Genomic DNA, 16224 nt, shown 5'->3' with positions numbered 1-16224 from the left:
AGATGCCCCCGCTCTCCCCCTGGGACTGACGCCGGCGCAAACGTCGGGGGTACAGCAGAACTCCTACAGGTTGGTCATGTCGACCGGGATCCGCGGCTCGATGCCGTCCCGCAGGATGGTGGCCTCGATCAGGCCGTACGGGCGGTCGGCCGCGAAGTACACCTCATTGTCGTTCTTGAGCCCGAAGGGCTCGAGGTCGACCAGGAAGTGGTGGTTGTTCGGCAGCGAGAAGCGGATCTCGTCGATCTCGCTGCGGCTGTTGATGACCCGCGAACCCATTTGGTACAGGGTCTGCTGCAGCGAGAGGGAGTACGTCTCGGCGAAGGCCTGCAGGATGTGCTTCTTGGCCTGCTCGTACGACTTCTCCCAGTTGGGCATCCGGTCTTCGTCGCTGGTCCAGTTGTAGCGCCAGGCGGCGGAGACATCGGTGCACAGGATGCGGTCGTACGCCTCCTTGAGCGTCGTGTACTTGTCCTTGACATAGCCCCAGAACTCCGAACTGGTGGAGTTCATGACCGTGAGGTCCTTGAGACCGGAGATGATCTCCCAGTTCTCACCGTCGAAGGTGATCTGGCTGGTGCGCAGCTCCTGGCCCTTGCGGACGAAGGAGTGCCGGACCTCGTCCGAGCCGATGAACTTGGAGTTGGCGTCGGAGGTGGCGATCCGCTCCCAGGAGTACTCCTCGATGCGGATGCGCGCCCGGTGGATCGGCTCCTGGCTGGTCACGAAGTGACGGGCGAGGTGGATGCCGAACTGCTCGGCCGATTCGATGCCGTGCTCCTTGGCGAACGCGTACACCGTGTTCTTGGTGGTGTCGGTCGGCAGGACGTTGGCGTTGGAGCCGGAGTAGTGGACGTCGTCCATGTCGCCGGAGAGGGCGACGGAGACGTTCAGGTCCTTGATGTGGTGGGTGTCGCCGTCCCGCGTGATCTTGACGACGCGGTTCTCTGCTTTGCCGTACTGGTTCTGGCCGAGAATCGTGGGCATGTCTGCTAGCTCCCTCGGTAAACGGAGTAGCCGAACGGGTTGAGCAGCAGCGGTACGTGGTAGTGCTCGCCCGGCTCGACGGCGAAAGTGATCGCCACCTCCGGGAAGAACGCACCGCTGTCCCTTACGCGGGGGGCGTCCTGCTGCGCCTCGGCTTGCTGGTTGGCACTGTGCTTGTCTGAGAAATACGCCTCGGTCTCGAAGTCGAGACGTACATGGGTCGTCCCTTCCGGCAGCGCCGGCAGGTCCTTGCAGCGCCCGTCCGCGTCCGTCTTCGAGCCGCCGAGCGCGACCCACTCCGCGTCGAAGCCGCTGCGGGCCGCGAGCGAGATGGCGACACCCTCGGCGGGGCGTCCGATGCTGGTGTCCAGGATGTGCGTGGACACCGACGCGGTGGTCTCGGTGCTCAAGACGTCATTCTCCTTCTTCTGCGAGGCGGGCCAGCCGGATACGGTTGATCTTGCCCAGCTCGGTGCGGACAATTTCCCGCTCCTGCTCGGGCGAGTTGCCGATCCGGGTCCTGAGCGCCTCGAGCATCTGCTCACCGGTCGCGCCGGTGGCGCAGATCAGAAAGACATGGCCGAACCTGTCCTGGTAGGCCAGGTTCCGCTCGAGCATTTCGGCCTTGAGCTCCTCGGAGGCGCCGGCCATCCCACGCTGCTCGCGGGATGAGGTCGGGTCCCCGGGCTTCGGCCGGCCGATCGGCGGGTGCCCCGCCATCGCCTCGGCCAGATCATCGGCGCTCAGCTCGGCCATGGCGGCGTCGCTGGCGTCGAAGAGGGCTTCCACGGTGGCGTACGGGCGCTGGGCGAGCAGCTTGCTCCCCCACGCCGAACTGGCGCACACCTCGTGCAGTGCGGCCAGGGCCGCGCTGTCCGGTGAGGTGTTGAACCGGGTGAGACCCGCCGGGGGTTCGGGGGCCTCCCCCGGCAAGCGCTGTGGACTCGAAGTCACGCGAGCCTCCGTGGCTGTTTTTCGCTGTGCGTTGGACGGGCTGCGGCTAGCTAACGCCCTCCGGCAACACAACGTCAACACTTTGTTGAAAACTCGGCAACGCAAAAGCCGCCGCCCGGACATCCGAACGGCGGCTCGCGACGGTGCGTTCTCAGCCGTTCTTCGCGGCGTTTTCCCTGTTCAGGTAGTTGTATACGGTGAAGCGGCTGACCCCGAGGGCCCCCGCCACCGTCTCTACACCGTGTCGTACGGAGAACGCGCCGCGCGCCTCCAAGGTCCGTACGACCAGCTGTTTGGTCTTGCGATCCAGCTCGGACAGGGGCATGCCATGCCTGCGCTCCATCGCGGCCAGGATGTGGTCGAGGGAGTCCGCGAGCTGTGGAAGGCGTACGGCGAGGACCTCCTCGCCCTCCCAGCTGAGTATGACGTCGTCCTCGCGGGCCTCACCGGGTGCGAGCAGCTCTCCGCCCATGGCGTCCACGAGCGGCTTGACCGCCTGCGCGAGTGCGTGGTCGGCGGGCCCGGTCATTCCTCGCCCTCCACCACATTGACCTGCAGCGAGACCCGGGTGGCCCCGGCGTCCAGGGCCCTGCGCAGCAGCGCGTCGACCGCGCTCAGCACCTCATCGGCGCCACCCTCGGCCGTATTGCCGAACGGGCCGACGTCCACCTTGTCCAGATCCGCGCCCTGGACGACCTCGCGGACGGCCAGGGCATGCGCCGGCGGCTCGTCCAGGTCGAACGGCTCGGTCGTGAACTCCACTCTCAGTCGCACCATGCCCCCACGTTAGCCGCGCGCTTCCGCGCCGTCGTCGGCCCTCCCGGCACGGAAAAAGTACGACTCCGTGCGACGGACCTGCGCCGGTGCCGCGTAGAGCAGGTGAAGAAACGCCGCGCGACAGCGGCACTGGGAGGGGTCTGCATCATGACAGGGCGCAAGCGCAAAGGTGTCAAGGCGACAGCGGTCGTTACGGCGGCCATGGCGGCACTGACCGCCTCGCAGGCACCGGGACCGGCGGCACACGCCGCGGCCCCGGCGAAGGCTCACCCGGCCTCGCCGGGGCCGAGCGTCTCCGGCGACACCCCGTACCGCACCGAGTTTCCGCCGCTGAGGGCGCGCGGAACGGCAGGCGGCACCGACGGCAGGGAGGCCGCGGAGGGCTCCGGAGCAGCGGTCGGCGGCCTGCTGCCGGCCACCGTTCTGGCCGCGTACCGGCAGGCCGAGAAGGAGCTCGCGGACAGCAGGCCGGGCTGCCGGCTGCGCTGGCAGCTGCTTGCCGCGATCGGCCAGGTCGAGTCCGGGCAGGCGCGCGGCGGCCGGGTGACCGCGGACGGCACGACGCTCACGCCGATCCTCGGCCCGCGGCTGGACGGCAATGGGTTCGCCGCCATCGGGGACACCGACGGCGGGGTGTACGACGGGGACGCCGTGTACGACCGTGCTGTCGGCCCGATGCAGTTCATCCCGTCGACCTGGGCCGTCTGGGGCTCCGACGGCAACGGCGACGGACACCGCGATCCGGGCAACGTCTACGACGCGGCGCTCGCTGCGGGGCGCTATCTCTGCGCGGGCGGGCGGGACCTCTCCGAGGCGGCGGACCTGGACCGCGCGATCCTGGGCTACAACCACTCCACTGCGTATCTGCGCACGGTCAGGGCTTGGTTCGCGTACTACCTCGAAGGTCACCGGGTCGTGCCGGACCACGGCTCCGGACCGGCCGTCCACCCCAAGCCGAAGCCGTCCCACACACCTCGGCCGCGGGTGTCCTCCACGGCTCCCGCCCGCCCGGCAGACCATGACGGCGAGCCCAAGTCCTCCCCCACGCCCGCCCCTTCGCCCTCGCCCTCCAAGAGTGCGGACGGCGCCGCGGAGCCTGCAGCGCCGCTGCTTCCGGTCCCGAGTCCCGTCGCCGGGCTGCCCGGCGTCGGTGCGTTGACCAGCAACGGAAAGGACTCGATGCGCGCCTCCCCCTCCACAAGCCCGGATACTGGGCGGTAATCTCCCCCGCGCCGGGCCTTGCGCCTGCCCGGCCGGGGTGAGTGCGAAGGGGCCCTCATGACGATGGATACGAACGCGGCCCACAACCGGTGGCAGCGCGCGTGGAGCCACCGTGAGCAGCTGCTCAAGGTCGCCCGCCGCAGATCCATGAGCCAGGAGGACGCCGAGGACGCCGTGCACGAGGCGATGCTGCGCGCCGCGGAGCACCCCGATCTGGACGACGAACGGCTGGGCGCGTGGCTGACGACAGTGACGATGCGGCTGTGCGTGGACCGGTACCGGCAGGTCAACCGCGAGACCGAGGTGCGCAGCAGCCCCACGCTGCTCACCCCGGTCCCGGTGCCGGTCGAGGAGGCGGTCTGCGACCGGGCAGAGGCAAGGTGGCTGGCGCGCCGGAGCGGTGAGCTGCCCGCCCGCCAGGCCGAGGCCCTGTGGCTGAAGTCCGAGGATCTGGACGTCGGCCAGGTCGCCGTGAAGATGGGGCTGAGCTACCGGACCGTCGAGTCGCTGCTGGCACGGGCCCGCCGGACGCTGCGCAATTCGCTGGCCGCCACGCTGGGTCTTGCGCTGTGGCTGATCGGCCGTGGCCGCCCACGGGGCGGGAACGCGCAGGCGGTGGCGGTGGCTTCGACCGCGGCGACGCTGGCGATCGCGGGCCTGATCCTGCCGTACGCCCACGACGGGGACGGGCCGCACCGATCGCGCCCGGCGATCCCCGCCGTCTCGGAGTCCGCCGATGTGCAGTCGCCGACGGCGGGTGGCGTGACGCCGGCCCCCGGCAGCCGCACGGATGCCGGGCAGGGTGCCGGGCCGGCCGGGACGCAGCGGTACGGCGGCCCGGGGATCACCGTGCCCTCGCTGCCCGCGCTGCCGGAACTGCCGCTGCCCACGCCCGACATTCCGGATGTGTCGACCCTGCCGAAGGTCCCCGTCCCGGACCTCACCGGCGTGCCCGACCTCGCGTCCGCGCCGGACCTTCCCGCCGTACCGGATCTGCCCGCGGCGTCGGGCGTGCCGTCCGCGCCCCTGCCGAAGCAACCGCTCCCCACGGATGTGCCGGAGGCGAAAACGTCGGTGCCGCAGGTGCTCCCGAAGCCCTAGCACACCAGCGTGCATCTCCTGTTCCGCCGTGATTCCGCCCTGATTCCAGGCCCGTAAAAAAATCTTCGCCTCGTTGCGACGGACGGGCCCTCCCTCCCCGTAGAGCAGATGTCGGACCGCTCCACGGCTGAAGGGTGAACCGGATGGGTGTCGAGATCTGTGTGGAAGGGCTGACCAAGTCCTTCGGCCACCAGGTCATCTGGCAGGACGTTTCACTGACGCTGCCCGCCGGGGAAATCTCGGTGATGCTCGGCCCTTCGGGCACGGGCAAATCGGTGTTCCTGAAGACGCTCGTCGGGCTGCTGCGGCCCGAACGCGGGTCGATCCGGATCGCAGGCACGGACATCACCGCCCTGCGCGAGCACGACCTGTACGAGGTGCGGAAGCTGTTCGGCGTGCTGTTCCAGGACGGTGCGCTGTTCGGCTCGATGAATCTGTACGACAACATCGCGTTCCCGCTGCGTGAGCACACCCGCAAGCCGGAGAGCGAGATCAGACGGATCGTGCTCGAGAAGATGGACATGGTCGGACTGATCGGCGCCGAGGAGAAGCTGCCCGGCGAGATATCCGGCGGTATGCGCAAACGAGCCGGTCTCGCGCGCGCCCTGGTACTCGATCCGGAGATCATCCTTTTCGACGAGCCGGACTCGGGGCTCGACCCGGTGCGGGTGGCCTATCTCAACCAGCTGATCGTCGACCTCAACGCGCAGATCGACGCGACCTTTCTGATCGTCACCCACGACATCGCGTCGGCGCGGCAGGTGCCGGACAACATCGGGCTCCTGTTCCGGCGCGAGCTGGTGATGTTCGGCCCCCGGGAGAAGCTGCTGACCAGTGAGGAGCCGGTCGTACGGCAGTTCCTCAACGGGCGGATGCAGGGTCCGATCGGGATGGCCGAGGAGAAGGACGCGGCCCAGGTCGAGCAGGAGCTGGCGCAGCTCGGCGCGGGCGCGGATCCCACGCCGCCGGGCATACCGGATCTGACGCCGCGTCTTCTGCCCACGGCGGGGATCACCCGGCCGCCTCGCTGGGAGGCGATCGCCGAACGGGAGTCGCTGCGGCAGGTGCGAGCCACGGTGCGCGGGAAGGCGGCCGGCGCATGAGCCTGTCCCCCACCGGAGCCCTCAGGCATACGGGCAGCCTGTTCGCGATGGGCCTGGATGTCGTACGGACCCTGCCCAGGCGCCCGTTCCAGATACGCGAGTTCATCCAGCAGGCCTGGTTCATCGCGAGCGTCACGATCCTGCCCACCGCGCTGGTCTCCATCCCCTTCGGGGCGGTCATCGCCCTGCAGATCGGCAGCCTGACCCGGCAGCTCGGCGCCCAGTCGTTCTCGGGCGCGGCTTCGGTGCTCGCGGTACTGCGGGAGGCCTCACCGATCGTGACCGCACTGCTGATCGCGGGGGCAGGAGGCACGGCGATCTGCGCGGACCTCGGGGCGCGCAAGATCCGCGAGGAGATCGACGCGATGCAGGTGCTGGGCATCGACCCGATCCACCGACTGGTCGTGCCGAGAGTGCTGGCCTCGATGGTGGTGGCGGTGCTGCTCAACGGACTGGTGTCGGTCGTCGGTGTGGCCGGCGGCTACTTCTTCAACGTCATCCTGCAGAACGGCACGCCGGGTGCGTATCTCGCCTCCTTCACCACTCTCGCCCAGCTGTCGGATCTGTGGGCGGCCGAGCTGAAGGCCCTGGTGTTCGGCGCCATCGCCGCCATCGTCGCCTCGTACAAGGGCCTGACCGCCAAGGGCGGCCCGAAGGGCGTCGGCGACGCGGTGAACCAGTCGGTGGTGATCACCTTCATGTTGCTCTTCGTGACGAACTTCGTGATGACCGCGGTGTACTTCCAAATCGTTCCGCAGAGGGGCTGACCGTGGCGCTCATCAGTCGATTCGTGGGGCTTCCGCTCCGCTCCCTGGAGGAGCTCGGCACCCAACTGTCCTTCTACGGGCGCTCGCTGGCCTGGACCGGCCGCACCCTGCGCCGCTACAAGAAGGAGATCCTGCGTCTGCTGGCCGAAGTGAGCTTCGGCCGCGGCGCGCTGGCCGTGGTCGGCGGCACGGTCGGCGTCATCGCCTTCCTGTCCTTCTTCACCGGCACCGAGGTCGGCCTGCAGGGGTACGCGGCGCTCAACCAGCTGGGCACCTCCAACTTCGTGGCGTTCCTGTCGGCGTACTTCAACACCCGTGAGATCGCCCCGCTGGTGGCCGGCCTCGCTCTGTCCGCGACGGTCGGGGCCGGGTTCACCGCACAGCTCGGCGCGATGCGGATCAGCGAGGAGACCGATGCCCTCGAAGTGATGGGCGTTCCCTCGCTGCCGTTCCTGGTGACCACCCGGATGATCGCCGGTTTCGTCGCCGTCATCCCGCTGTACGTGATCGGGCTGCTGTCCTCGTACTTCGCCGCACGCACCATCACCACCGGCTACTACGGCCAGTCCGCGGGCACCTACGACCACTATTTCCAGCAGTATCTGCCGCCGGTGGACGTGCTGTGGTCCTTCGGCAAGGTGATCGTCTTCGCCGTCGTGATCATCCTGGTGCACTGCTACTACGGCTACTACGCAAGCGGCGGCCCGGCAGGCGTCGGGGTCGCGGTCGGCCGTGCCGTGCGGACGTCCATCGTCGCCATCAACCTTCTGGACTTCTTCCTCAGTCTGGCGATCTGGGGCGCCAACACGACCGTACGGATTGCGGGGTAGTGCCGATGCGCATTCCAGGACTCGTCCCGACGCGCGGCGCGCGACTGCGGCTGTACGGCCTCGTCTTCATCGCCGTCATCGCGCTCCTGCTGTCGCTGTCCGTCGCCGTCTACCAGCAGGCGTTCACCTCCGTCGTACGGATCACTCTGGAGGCCGACACCCTGGGCAACCAGCTGGATCCACGGGCTGACGTCAAACTGCGCGGGCTGCTGGTCGGCGAGGTGCGAGAGGTGCGGGCCGACGGTGAGAAGGCGACGCTCGACATCGCGCTCAAGCCGGAGCACATCTCCCGTATCCCGGCCGATGTGCAGGCCCGGCTGCTGCCCAAGACGCTGTTCGGCGAGAAGTTCGTCGATCTGATGCCCCCCCGGGGGTCATCGGCCCGGCACATCCGCGCCGGGGACGTCATCACGCAGGACCGCACCAAGGCCGGTATCGAGGTGCAGCAACTGCTGAACGATCTGCTGCCGCTGCTGCGGACCGTGCGGCCGGCGGATCTCAACGCCACGCTCTCCGCGTTCTCCACCGCTCTCGAAGGGCGGGGCGACCGGATCGGCGCCAACCTCACCCGTCTGGAGGGCTATCTGAGCAAGCTCAATCCGCATATGCCGTCCCTCAAGGAAGACATTTCACGGTTCGCCGATGTGGCCGAGGTGTACGGCGACGCGGCGCCCGATCTGATGCGCGTCCTGCGGAACTCCGTCACCACGAGCCGCACCCTCGTCGAGAAGCAGGGCCAACTGGCCTCGGCGCTCACGGCGACGGCCACCACCGCCGGTACCGCCGACGCGTTCCTCGACGAGAACGGCAACCGGCTGATCACTCTCGGCCGCGTCTCCCGCCCCACGCTGGCGCTGTTCGCCCGCTACGCGCCGGAGTACCCCTGTCTCCTCGACGGCCTGGTGCGGCAGGAGGCCGCATCGGAGAAGGCCTTCAGCGGCGGGGAGATGCGCATCACGCTCGAATTCGTCCGCCCACGATCCGCGTACCGACCCGGCGAGGAACCGCGCTATGCAGAGCGCTCAGGACCCGATTGCAGAGGTCTGCCCCACCCCCAAGTGCCCGCACCGGACGTCAAGCTCAATGACGGTACGTCGGGGACGCACTCAGGCGGTGCACTGCCCGGCGGGGCCAATGTGTCCGCCACGGAGGCCGAGCAGCGGGCCATCGGCTCGCTGGTGGCCCCGGTCATGGGAGTTCCCGCCGACCGGGTTCCGGCAGTCGCCACGCTGCTGTTCGGCCCGATGGCACGCGGAACGGCGGTGAGTGTCGCATGAAGGTGAGCCGAGCCACAGACACTGCGGCACCGCTGGTCAAGTTCATTCTCTTCGCCGTGGTGACCGTGCTGGCGACGACGCTGCTCGCGGCGACGATCGTCAATATCTCCTTCGCCCCCGAGCACACGTACCGCGCGGTCTTCAGCGATGTCACCAGCCTGGAGGAGGGCGACGACATCAGGGTGGCCGGCGTGCGGGTCGGTGAGGTCCAGGAGGTGAAGATCAAGGACCGGACGCTGGCCGAGGTGACCTTCAGCGTCACCGACGACCGCCCGCTGCTCACCACCACGGGCGCCGTCATCCGCTACCGGAGCCTGGTGGGGCAGCGGTACATCGCGCTGACGGAAGGTGCCGGCAGCGGTACGCAGTTGAAGCCCGGCGGCCGGATCCCACTGTCCAGGACCCAGCCCGCACTCGATCTCAATGCGCTGCTCGGCGGTTTCAAGCCGCTGTTCGCGGCACTGAGCCCGAAGGACGTCAACCAGCTCGCCACCGAGATCATCAAGACCCTGCAGGGCGAGGGCGGGACGGTCAACAGCCTGCTCGCCCACACGGCGTCGCTGACCACCACACTCGCCGGCCGCGACAAGCTGATCGGGTCCGTGATCGACAACCTCAACGAGGTGCTGAAGACCGTGGACAAGCGCGGCGCCCGCTTCTCCGCCCTGCTCAAGCAGTTGCAGCGGGTGATATCCGGGCTGTCCGCCGACCGCAAGCCCATCGGCGAATCACTGGTGAACATCGGTGCCCTGACCGACGCCACCTCGGGTCTGCTCGAGGACGCCCGTCCGCCGTTGCGGGACGACATCGCCGAGCTGACCGACCTCACCGGAACGCTGAACGACAACGAGAAGACCGTGGAGGGCGTGCTGAAGCGGCTGCCGAGCAAGCTCAACAAGCTGACAGGGACGGCCTCGTACGGCTCCTGGTTCAACTTCTACCTCTGTGACTTCGACGGCCGGATCGTGCTGCCGAAGACCAGGCAGGTCATCACTCCCGAGCTTCACGTCGCCCGGGCGAGGTGCTCATGATTCCCTTCCGTGAGCGCAATCCCGTGGTGATCGGGGCCGTCGGCATCGCCACGCTCGCGCTGCTGGCCGCGGCCGCGTTCAATGCCGACAGCCTCCCGGTGATCGGCAACGGTGACACGTACACCGCGGCCTTCTCCGAAGCGGGCGGGCTCAAGCCCGGCGACGAGGTGAGAATCGCCGGGGTCAAGGTCGGCAAGGTCGACGAGGTCGATCTGGACGGCGACCATGTGAAGGTGACCTTCCGGGTCAAGGGCGACCCGGCATTCGGCACCAGGACCGGAGCGGCCATCCGGATCAAGACGATCCTGGGCGCGAAGTACCTCGCACTGCAGCCGAAGGGGACGGGCCAACTGCGGCCGGGCAGCGAGATCCCGCTGAACCGGACGGTACCGGCGTACGACGTCGTGGCGGCATTCAGCGAGCTGACGACGACCACGGAGAAGGTCGACACAGCCCGGCTGGCGACCGCCCTGGACACCATTTCCACCACCTTCGAGGACTCGCCCTCCGAGGTCCGGGCGTCCATCAAAGGTCTCTCGAAGATCTCCCGGACGGTGGCCTCACGCGACCAGGCCCTGCGTGAACTCCTCGACCACGCCAACGGAGTCACCGGAGTGCTCTCCGACCGCTCCGGCGACCTCGGCGTTCTGATCAAGGACGGCGACAAGCTGTTCAAGGAGATCTCCAGGCGGCGGGCGGTGATCCACTCGCTGCTCAAGAGCTCCGCCGCGCTCGGCATCCAGCTCTCCGGCCTGGTCGCGGACAACCGCAAGGAGATCGGCCCGGCGCTCAAGGGCCTGAATTCGGTGGTCACCATGCTCGAACGCAATCAGGCGAGCCTCGACCGGAGCGTCAAGCTGCTCGCTCCCTATGTGCGTGTCTTCACGAACACCCTCGGCAACGGCCGTTGGTTCGACAGCTACATCCAGAACCTGGTCGCACCCACTCCGGTGGCTCCGCGGACTGGAGGCTCACGATGAACGGCCGCTTCCTGCCGAAGGGGCGCTTCCTGCCGAAGAGGCTCGTGCCGAAGGGGCGTCTCGCGCGCTGCGTGGCGCTCGGCGTCGCGCTGGCACTCGTCGCCGGCACGGCGGTCGTGCTCTGGCCACGATCGTCGCCGGTCCGCGTCACGGCGTACTTCCCGCGCACGGTCGGCATCTATCCCGGCTCGGACGTACGAGTGCTCGGTGTCCGTATCGGCGAGGTCAAGAAGATCACGCCGGAGGGGAAGCGGGTGCGGGTGGAGCTGGAGTACGAGTCCGGGCGCAGGATCCCGGCGGATGCCCAGGCGGCCATCATCAACTCCTCGGTCGTCAGCGATCGTTACGTCCAGCTGCTGCCGGTGTACCGGAAGGGGCCGGCCATGCGCGACGGCGCTGTCATCCCCGAGAGCCGCACGGCCGTGCCGGTCGAACTGGACCGTATCTTCGACAGCCTGCATACGACGGCCGAGGCATTCGGCCCGCGCGGCGCGAACGCGGACGGTTCACTGGCCCGGCTGCTCGGCGTGAGCGCGGACAACCTCCAGGGCCAGGGTCAGCAGCTGAACCAGACGGTCGAGGACCTGTCGCTGGCGGTCACCACACTGTCCGACGGCCGGAAGGACCTGTTCGGCACCATCCGGAATCTGCAGGTGTTCACCGCCGCGCTGGCGTCCGACGACACCAATGTCCGGTCGTTCAACGACAGCCTCGCCAAGGTGGCCGACCAGCTCTCCGGGGAACGCAAGGACCTCGCGGCGGCGCTGCGGAATCTGGGACCGGCGCTCGCGGACGTGGCCGACTTCGTGAAGAAGAACAAGAAGGCGCTGACAGCGGATGTGAAGGGCCTCAGCAAGGTCACCAAGGTGCTGGTCACCCAGCGCGCCGCGCTCGCGGAGCTGATGGAGGTCGCACCCACCGGCCTTTCGAATCTGCAGAACGCCTACAACCCGTCCTCCGGCACCCTGGACACCCGCAACAACCCGGACAACCCGCAGGACCCGGCCGCGCTGCTGTGCTCCCTGCTCAAGACGACCGGAGACGCCGGAGGGAAGAACCCCGACTGCGGAGAACTGACGAAGCTGTTCGACTCCCTGCCGGAACTGCCGTCGGCCAAGCCGGTGTCGGGCGCGGGTTCGGTCGACAGGACGCTCGGCGGAATCCTGGAGGCCCGAGCATGAGGGTACGGCGCAAGACCGTGGTGGCCGCGTGGGCGGCTGTCGGTTCGGTGCTGCTCACCGGCTGCGAGTTCAACGGCCTGTACGACGTCCAACTGCCTGGGGGCGCAGCCGCCGACGGCAACGCCTACCGGGTCACGGTCGAGTTCAGGGACGTCCTCGATCTGGTGCCGCAGTCGGCCGTGAAGGTCAACAACGTCACGGTGGGCAGCGTCGAGAAGGTGGAGCTGGTCGGCTGGCACGCCCGGGTCCGGCTGCGGGTGGCCGACTCGGTGAAGCTGCCCGGGAACGCGATCGCCGAACTGCGGCAGACAAGCATGCTGGGCGAGAAGTACGTGGCGCTGTCCGCCCCAACCGGCACCTCGCCGGCCGGCAGGCTCGCCGACGGCGACCGGATCCCGCTGTCCCGCAGCGGCCGCAACCCGGAGATCGAAGAGGTGCTGTCGGCGCTGTCGGCGCTGCTCAACGGCGGCGGGGTGGCCCAGCTCAAGACCATCACCACGGAATTGAACAAGGCCCTCGATGGCCGGGAGAACCGGGTCAAGTCCCTGCTCACCGAGCTGGACACCTTCCTCGCCGGCCTGGACAGCCAACGCGCGGAGATCATCCGCGCGCTCAAGGGCATCGACCGGCTGGCCGCCCGACTCGGCGGTGAGAAGAAGACGATCGCCCTGGCCGTCGACACCCTGCCGCCCGCCCTGAAAGTGCTGGACGGCCAGCGCCGCAATCTCACCCGGATGCTCACCTCGTTGTCGAAACTCGGAGTGACGGGCACCAAGGTGGTCAATGCCTCGCGGGACGACGTGGTCGCCAACCTGCGGAATCTGCGGCCGATTCTGGAACAGCTGAACAAGGCGGGCAGCGATCTGCCCAACTCCCTGGAACTGCTGACGACGTATCCGTTCCCGCGCAATGTCTCGGACGCCATCAAGGGCGACTACGTCAATCTCAAGATCACCGCCGATCTCGATCTGGCCAGTATCTACGGGAATCTCGCCGACAAGCCCAAGAAGCCGGGCGTCCCGGCGAAGCCCGAACTCCCGAAGGTCCCGGAGATCCCCGGTCTCCCCCTGCCCACCTCACTGCCGGACGCGCCTGGCCTGCCCACGACGCCCCGCGCCCCCTCGGCGCCCTCAGGCTCTTCGGGCGGCGGCGACCCGCTGTGCCCGCCGGTGTGCACCAGCAGCTACGCCGCGTACGGAAGCGGGGACGGCAACCGCTACCCGGCCGGGGTCGATCTCGCCCTCGCCGAGCTCATGCTGAAGGGGATGCAACTGTGATCACACCTACGGTCAAGGCCCAGTTGCTCGCCTTCGCCACCGTCACTGTCGTCGGCGTCTCGTATGTCGGCGCCCAGTACACAGGGCTGGGCGACAGCCTTCTCGACCGTGCCTACACCGTGCGTGCCGACTTCGTCGATTCCGGGGGCGTCTTCCCGGGCGCCGAAGTCACCTATCGCGGGGTGCCGGTGGGCCGCGTCGGCGAACTGCGGCTGACCGGCTCCGGCGGAGTGTCCGTGGCACTGGACATCGAGGACGCATCGCGGATCCCGGCGGACAGCCTGGCCGTCGTGGCGAACCGTTCGGCAGTCGGCGAGCAGTACGTGGATCTGCAGCCGCGCGCCTCCGGCGTCCCCTATCTGCGGGACGGCAGCACCATCGCCCGCCGCGATACGCGGGTACCGCTGCCCACCTCGGATCTGGTCCTCAGCCTGGACCGACTGGTCAACTCGGTGGGCAAGAAGGATCTGCAGATCACCGTCGACGAGCTGGGCAAGGCGTTCGCCGGGACGGGCCCGCACCTGAGCCGGCTCGTGGACTCGGGCAACGAGCTCGTCGAGTCGGCGTCCGGCTCGCTGCCGCAGACGATCGCGCTGATCGAGGACTCGCGGAAAGTCCTCAAGACACAGGCCGATCAAGGCTCGGCCATCAAGTCGTTCTCACGTGACCTGGCCGATCTCACGGGCCAAATGAAGGCGAGTGACGGTGACCTCCGCAGAGTCATCGGCTCCGGCGCCCCCGCCGCACAGGAGGTGAACTCGCTGCTCCAGACCAACCGGCCCCATCTGCCGGTCCTGCTGGGCAATCTGATCAGCGGCGGCCAGATCACGGTGGCCCGGCTGCCCGGCGTCGAGCAGGCCCTGGTCACCTTCCCGCTGGTGGTCGCCGGCAGCTACACCGTGATCCCCGGCGACGGCACCACCCACTTCGGCATGGTCGCGGGCGCCGACGATCCACCGCCGTGCCGACAGGGTTACGGCACGCAGCGGCGCGACCCCTCGGACACCGGCGAGCGGCCCGCGAACACCGGCGCGCGCTGCACGGCTCGCGGCGGCGGCACATCGGTCCGCGGCGCCCAGAACGCCCCCGGCGCCTCGGGACACGGCAGCACCGGCGGAGCGGACCCTGCCGCGTACATCACCCCGTACGACCCGGAGACCGGCACCGCCGTCGGCCCGGACGGAACGCCTGTCGAGATCGGCTCGACGGGCGGCGAACAGAACGTGTTCGGAAAGGACTCGTGGCAATGGCTGCTCGTCGGACCGATGGCATGAGCAAGGGCCCCGTCGCGTACGCGATCCGGCCGATCCGCCGCCTGGGTGCCAGGCTGATGGGCGCCGCGCGCCGCGGCAGGGCGCTGCCCGCGGCTCTCGCCGTGGCGACGGCCGTGACAACGGCCCTGAGCGGCTGGCTGTGCGTCCAGCTGTTCGAGCAGCGGGCGCAGGAGCATCGGAACCAGGACATTCTGGCCGCGGCCCGCCAGTCGGCGCTGAACTTCACCTCGCTCGACTACCGGCACTACACGCGGGACAGCACCAACGTACTGAAGGGTGCCACCGGCGACTTCAAGGAGCAGTTCGCGGCGCAGACCGCGGAGCTGACGAAGCTGGTCGCCGCGAACAAGTCGGTCTCCGAGGGACAGGTGCTCGAAGCGGGCATCACCCGGGCCGACGAACGCAAGGCCCGCGTCCTGGTGGTGGCCGACAGCAAGGTGACCAACACCGCCGCTCCCCAGGGACAGGCCCGCACCTACCGGCTGCAGCTCGATCTCGTCCACGAGGGCGGTCGCTGGCTGACGTCCTCGGTCGAGTTCGTCGGCTGACCGCGCGCCCGAGCACACACCCGTAACACCAGCAGTGAGGAGCAAGACCGTGGCGAACCTGACTGGACGAGGCTCCGGCGTCGCATCCCCCGGCCGCCGCTCGATGGCCGCGGCCGCCCGCGCGGCGGCCAAGCGCACGGAACGGGTCGGGCCCGGACCGGACGCACCGGTCCGCGTGGCGGAGCGCAGTGCCGCAACGAGTACGAGGGCGGGCGCGGCAACGGACCTGGCGGAGCCGGACGGGATACGGCTGGAGGCGCCGGACGACGTGAGCCAGGCGCGGCGGCCGGACGAGCAGCACGCCGGCCCTGTCCTGCACGCCGACGACCCGGTGGCCGACGCGGCACGCCGACGCCGGCGTGTGCTGGGCAGTGCGGCGCTCGCCGTGCTGGTCGTGGCCGGGCTGATCGCGGTCGCGGTGCTCGGCTCGGCGTACCGGGACAGCCGGCAGGCGGATACGGCGCGGGTGCAGGCCCTCGCCGCCGCTCAGAAGGCGGCCCCGGTCGTCCTGTCGTACGACTACCGGCGTCTCGACAAGGACTTCGCCGCGGCACTCGGCCATCTGACCGGTGCCTTCCGCGACGAGTACCGCAGAACGACCACGACGGTGGTCGCGCCGACCGCGACGAAGTACCACGGGGTGGTCAAGGCGACGGTGGCGAAGCCGCAGGGCGGCGGCACCCCCGCGGCCTCGGTGGTGTCGGCCTCGCCGGACAAGGCCGTCGTTCTGCTCTTCGTCAACCAGGTCACCCGGAGCACCCAGGTCACGGGAGACCGCGTCGACCTCAACCGGGTGCGGATGACCCTCACCCGCACCTCGCACGGCTGGAAGGTGAGCGCCGTCGACGCGCTGTAGCCCGGTACGGCTGCGCGCGGGACCGCGTGCCGCCGTACACCCTGTGCGCGCCCGCCCGGA

Annotated in this window: 18 protein-coding genes; 13 read left to right on the top strand and 5 right to left on the bottom strand. The window is 69.1% G+C overall.

The annotated features are described in order from the left end of the window. Positions 1–63: 63 nt before the first annotated feature. The 5 genes from pucL to ACFYXH_RS32375 all read right to left on the bottom strand — a co-directional run bounded on the left by pucL (position 64) and on the right by ACFYXH_RS32375 (position 2715). A complete protein-coding gene (gene pucL, locus ACFYXH_RS32395) occupies positions 64–987 on the bottom strand; it encodes a factor-independent urate hydroxylase (protein WP_389570501.1) in 924 nt (307 codons plus the stop codon). Positions 988–992: 5 nt separating this feature from the next. Next, a complete protein-coding gene (gene uraH, locus ACFYXH_RS32390; protein ID WP_327326844.1) occupies positions 993–1397 on the bottom strand; it encodes a hydroxyisourate hydrolase in 405 nt (134 codons plus the stop codon). Between the two features lie 4 nt (positions 1398–1401). Further along, the gene (uraD, locus tag ACFYXH_RS32385; protein WP_389570496.1) at positions 1402–1941 is read right to left on the bottom strand and encodes a 2-oxo-4-hydroxy-4-carboxy-5-ureidoimidazoline decarboxylase; all 540 of its coding nucleotides are present in this window, start codon (positions 1939–1941) and stop codon (positions 1402–1404) included. A 151-nt stretch (positions 1942–2092) separates the two neighbouring features. Further along, the gene (locus ACFYXH_RS32380; protein WP_389570493.1) at positions 2093–2470 is read right to left on the bottom strand and encodes a helix-turn-helix domain-containing protein; all 378 of its coding nucleotides are present in this window, start codon (positions 2468–2470) and stop codon (positions 2093–2095) included. Continuing rightward, positions 2467–2715 carry a hypothetical protein gene (locus ACFYXH_RS32375; protein WP_327328539.1) on the bottom strand — a complete coding sequence of 83 codons (249 nt, stop codon included), beginning with the start codon at positions 2713–2715 and terminating at the stop codon, positions 2467–2469. Before ACFYXH_RS32375 ends, ACFYXH_RS32380 begins: the two co-directional genes overlap by 4 nt. A gap of 150 nt (positions 2716–2865) precedes the next feature. Between ACFYXH_RS32375 and ACFYXH_RS32370 the strand changes: the two genes are divergently transcribed. The 13 genes from ACFYXH_RS32370 to ACFYXH_RS32310 all read left to right on the top strand — a co-directional run bounded on the left by ACFYXH_RS32370 (position 2866) and on the right by ACFYXH_RS32310 (position 16164). Further along, positions 2866–3939, top strand: coding sequence for a lytic transglycosylase domain-containing protein (locus ACFYXH_RS32370; protein WP_389570490.1), 1074 nt, complete (start codon positions 2866–2868; stop codon positions 3937–3939). A gap of 57 nt (positions 3940–3996) precedes the next feature. Further along, on the top strand, positions 3997–5040 hold the full coding sequence (locus tag ACFYXH_RS32365) for a sigma-70 family RNA polymerase sigma factor (protein WP_389570487.1): 1044 nt from the start codon (positions 3997–3999) through the stop codon (positions 5038–5040). Between the two features lie 143 nt (positions 5041–5183). Then, positions 5184–6143: an ABC transporter ATP-binding protein gene (locus ACFYXH_RS32360; protein WP_362677041.1), complete on the top strand. Its 960-nt coding sequence runs from the start codon at positions 5184–5186 to the stop codon at positions 6141–6143. Next, a complete protein-coding gene (locus tag ACFYXH_RS32355) occupies positions 6140–6910 on the top strand; it encodes an ABC transporter permease (protein WP_362677043.1) in 771 nt (256 codons plus the stop codon). Before ACFYXH_RS32360 ends, ACFYXH_RS32355 begins: the two co-directional genes overlap by 4 nt. 2 nt (positions 6911–6912) lie before the next feature. Next, positions 6913–7740, top strand: a complete 828-nt coding sequence (locus ACFYXH_RS32350) for an ABC transporter permease (RefSeq protein WP_326653530.1) — start codon at positions 6913–6915, stop codon at positions 7738–7740. Positions 7741–7745: 5 nt separating this feature from the next. Continuing rightward, positions 7746–9017 (top strand): MCE family protein, encoded by a 1272-nt coding sequence (locus tag ACFYXH_RS32345; RefSeq protein ID WP_389570480.1) that lies wholly within the window; start codon positions 7746–7748, stop codon positions 9015–9017. Beyond that, entirely contained in the window at positions 9014–10048 is a 1035-nt protein-coding gene (locus ACFYXH_RS32340) for an MCE family protein (protein ID WP_389570477.1), read from the top strand. Before ACFYXH_RS32345 ends, ACFYXH_RS32340 begins: the two co-directional genes overlap by 4 nt. Next, positions 10045–11028: an MCE family protein gene (locus ACFYXH_RS32335; protein ID WP_389570474.1), complete on the top strand. Its 984-nt coding sequence runs from the start codon at positions 10045–10047 to the stop codon at positions 11026–11028. The genes ACFYXH_RS32340 and ACFYXH_RS32335 overlap by 4 nt, the downstream gene beginning before the upstream one ends. Positions 11029–11099: 71 nt before the next feature. Continuing rightward, entirely contained in the window at positions 11100–12209 is a 1110-nt protein-coding gene (locus ACFYXH_RS32330; RefSeq protein ID WP_389570786.1) for an MCE family protein, read from the top strand. Beyond that, positions 12206–13486 carry an MCE family protein gene (locus ACFYXH_RS32325; protein ID WP_389570471.1) on the top strand — a complete coding sequence of 427 codons (1281 nt, stop codon included), beginning with the start codon at positions 12206–12208 and terminating at the stop codon, positions 13484–13486. Before ACFYXH_RS32330 ends, ACFYXH_RS32325 begins: the two co-directional genes overlap by 4 nt. After that, complete coding sequence (locus ACFYXH_RS32320) at positions 13483–14760, top strand: MCE family protein (RefSeq protein WP_389570468.1); 1278 nt, start codon at positions 13483–13485, stop codon at positions 14758–14760. Before ACFYXH_RS32325 ends, ACFYXH_RS32320 begins: the two co-directional genes overlap by 4 nt. Further along, on the top strand, positions 14757–15308 hold the full coding sequence (locus tag ACFYXH_RS32315) for a hypothetical protein (RefSeq protein ID WP_389570465.1): 552 nt from the start codon (positions 14757–14759) through the stop codon (positions 15306–15308). The genes ACFYXH_RS32320 and ACFYXH_RS32315 overlap by 4 nt, the downstream gene beginning before the upstream one ends. Positions 15309–15357: 49 nt before the next feature. Further along, positions 15358–16164, top strand: coding sequence for a hypothetical protein (locus ACFYXH_RS32310; RefSeq protein WP_389570462.1), 807 nt, complete (start codon positions 15358–15360; stop codon positions 16162–16164). Positions 16165–16224: the final 60 nt, after the last annotated feature.

The organism is Streptomyces sp. NPDC002730, from assembly GCF_042888805.1.
In the GTDB taxonomy this organism is placed as follows: domain Bacteria; phylum Actinomycetota; class Actinomycetes; order Streptomycetales; family Streptomycetaceae; genus Streptomyces.
Note: the sequence above shows the minus strand (reverse complement) of the source record. Positions and strands in the feature narration are given on the sequence as shown.

What these genes read in the sequence shown, in the direction of transcription:
- pucL (WP_389570501.1), bottom strand. Translation starts at nt 987, where the DNA reads ATGCCCACGATTCTCGGCCAGAACCAGTACGGCAAAGCAGAGAACCGC.
- ACFYXH_RS32380 (WP_389570493.1), bottom strand. Translation starts at nt 2,470, where the DNA reads ATGACCGGGCCCGCCGACCACGCACTCGCGCAGGCGGTCAAGCCGCTC.
- ACFYXH_RS32370 (WP_389570490.1), top strand. Translation starts at nt 2,866, where the DNA reads ATGACAGGGCGCAAGCGCAAAGGTGTCAAGGCGACAGCGGTCGTTACG.
- ACFYXH_RS32365 (WP_389570487.1), top strand. Translation starts at nt 3,997, where the DNA reads ATGACGATGGATACGAACGCGGCCCACAACCGGTGGCAGCGCGCGTGG.
- ACFYXH_RS32360 (WP_362677041.1), top strand. Translation starts at nt 5,184, where the DNA reads ATGGGTGTCGAGATCTGTGTGGAAGGGCTGACCAAGTCCTTCGGCCAC.
- ACFYXH_RS32355 (WP_362677043.1), top strand. Translation starts at nt 6,140, where the DNA reads ATGAGCCTGTCCCCCACCGGAGCCCTCAGGCATACGGGCAGCCTGTTC.
- ACFYXH_RS32345 (WP_389570480.1), top strand. Translation starts at nt 7,746, where the DNA reads ATGCGCATTCCAGGACTCGTCCCGACGCGCGGCGCGCGACTGCGGCTG.
- ACFYXH_RS32340 (WP_389570477.1), top strand. Translation starts at nt 9,014, where the DNA reads ATGAAGGTGAGCCGAGCCACAGACACTGCGGCACCGCTGGTCAAGTTC.
- ACFYXH_RS32335 (WP_389570474.1), top strand. Translation starts at nt 10,045, where the DNA reads ATGATTCCCTTCCGTGAGCGCAATCCCGTGGTGATCGGGGCCGTCGGC.
- ACFYXH_RS32325 (WP_389570471.1), top strand. Translation starts at nt 12,206, where the DNA reads ATGAGGGTACGGCGCAAGACCGTGGTGGCCGCGTGGGCGGCTGTCGGT.
- ACFYXH_RS32315 (WP_389570465.1), top strand. Translation starts at nt 14,757, where the DNA reads ATGAGCAAGGGCCCCGTCGCGTACGCGATCCGGCCGATCCGCCGCCTG.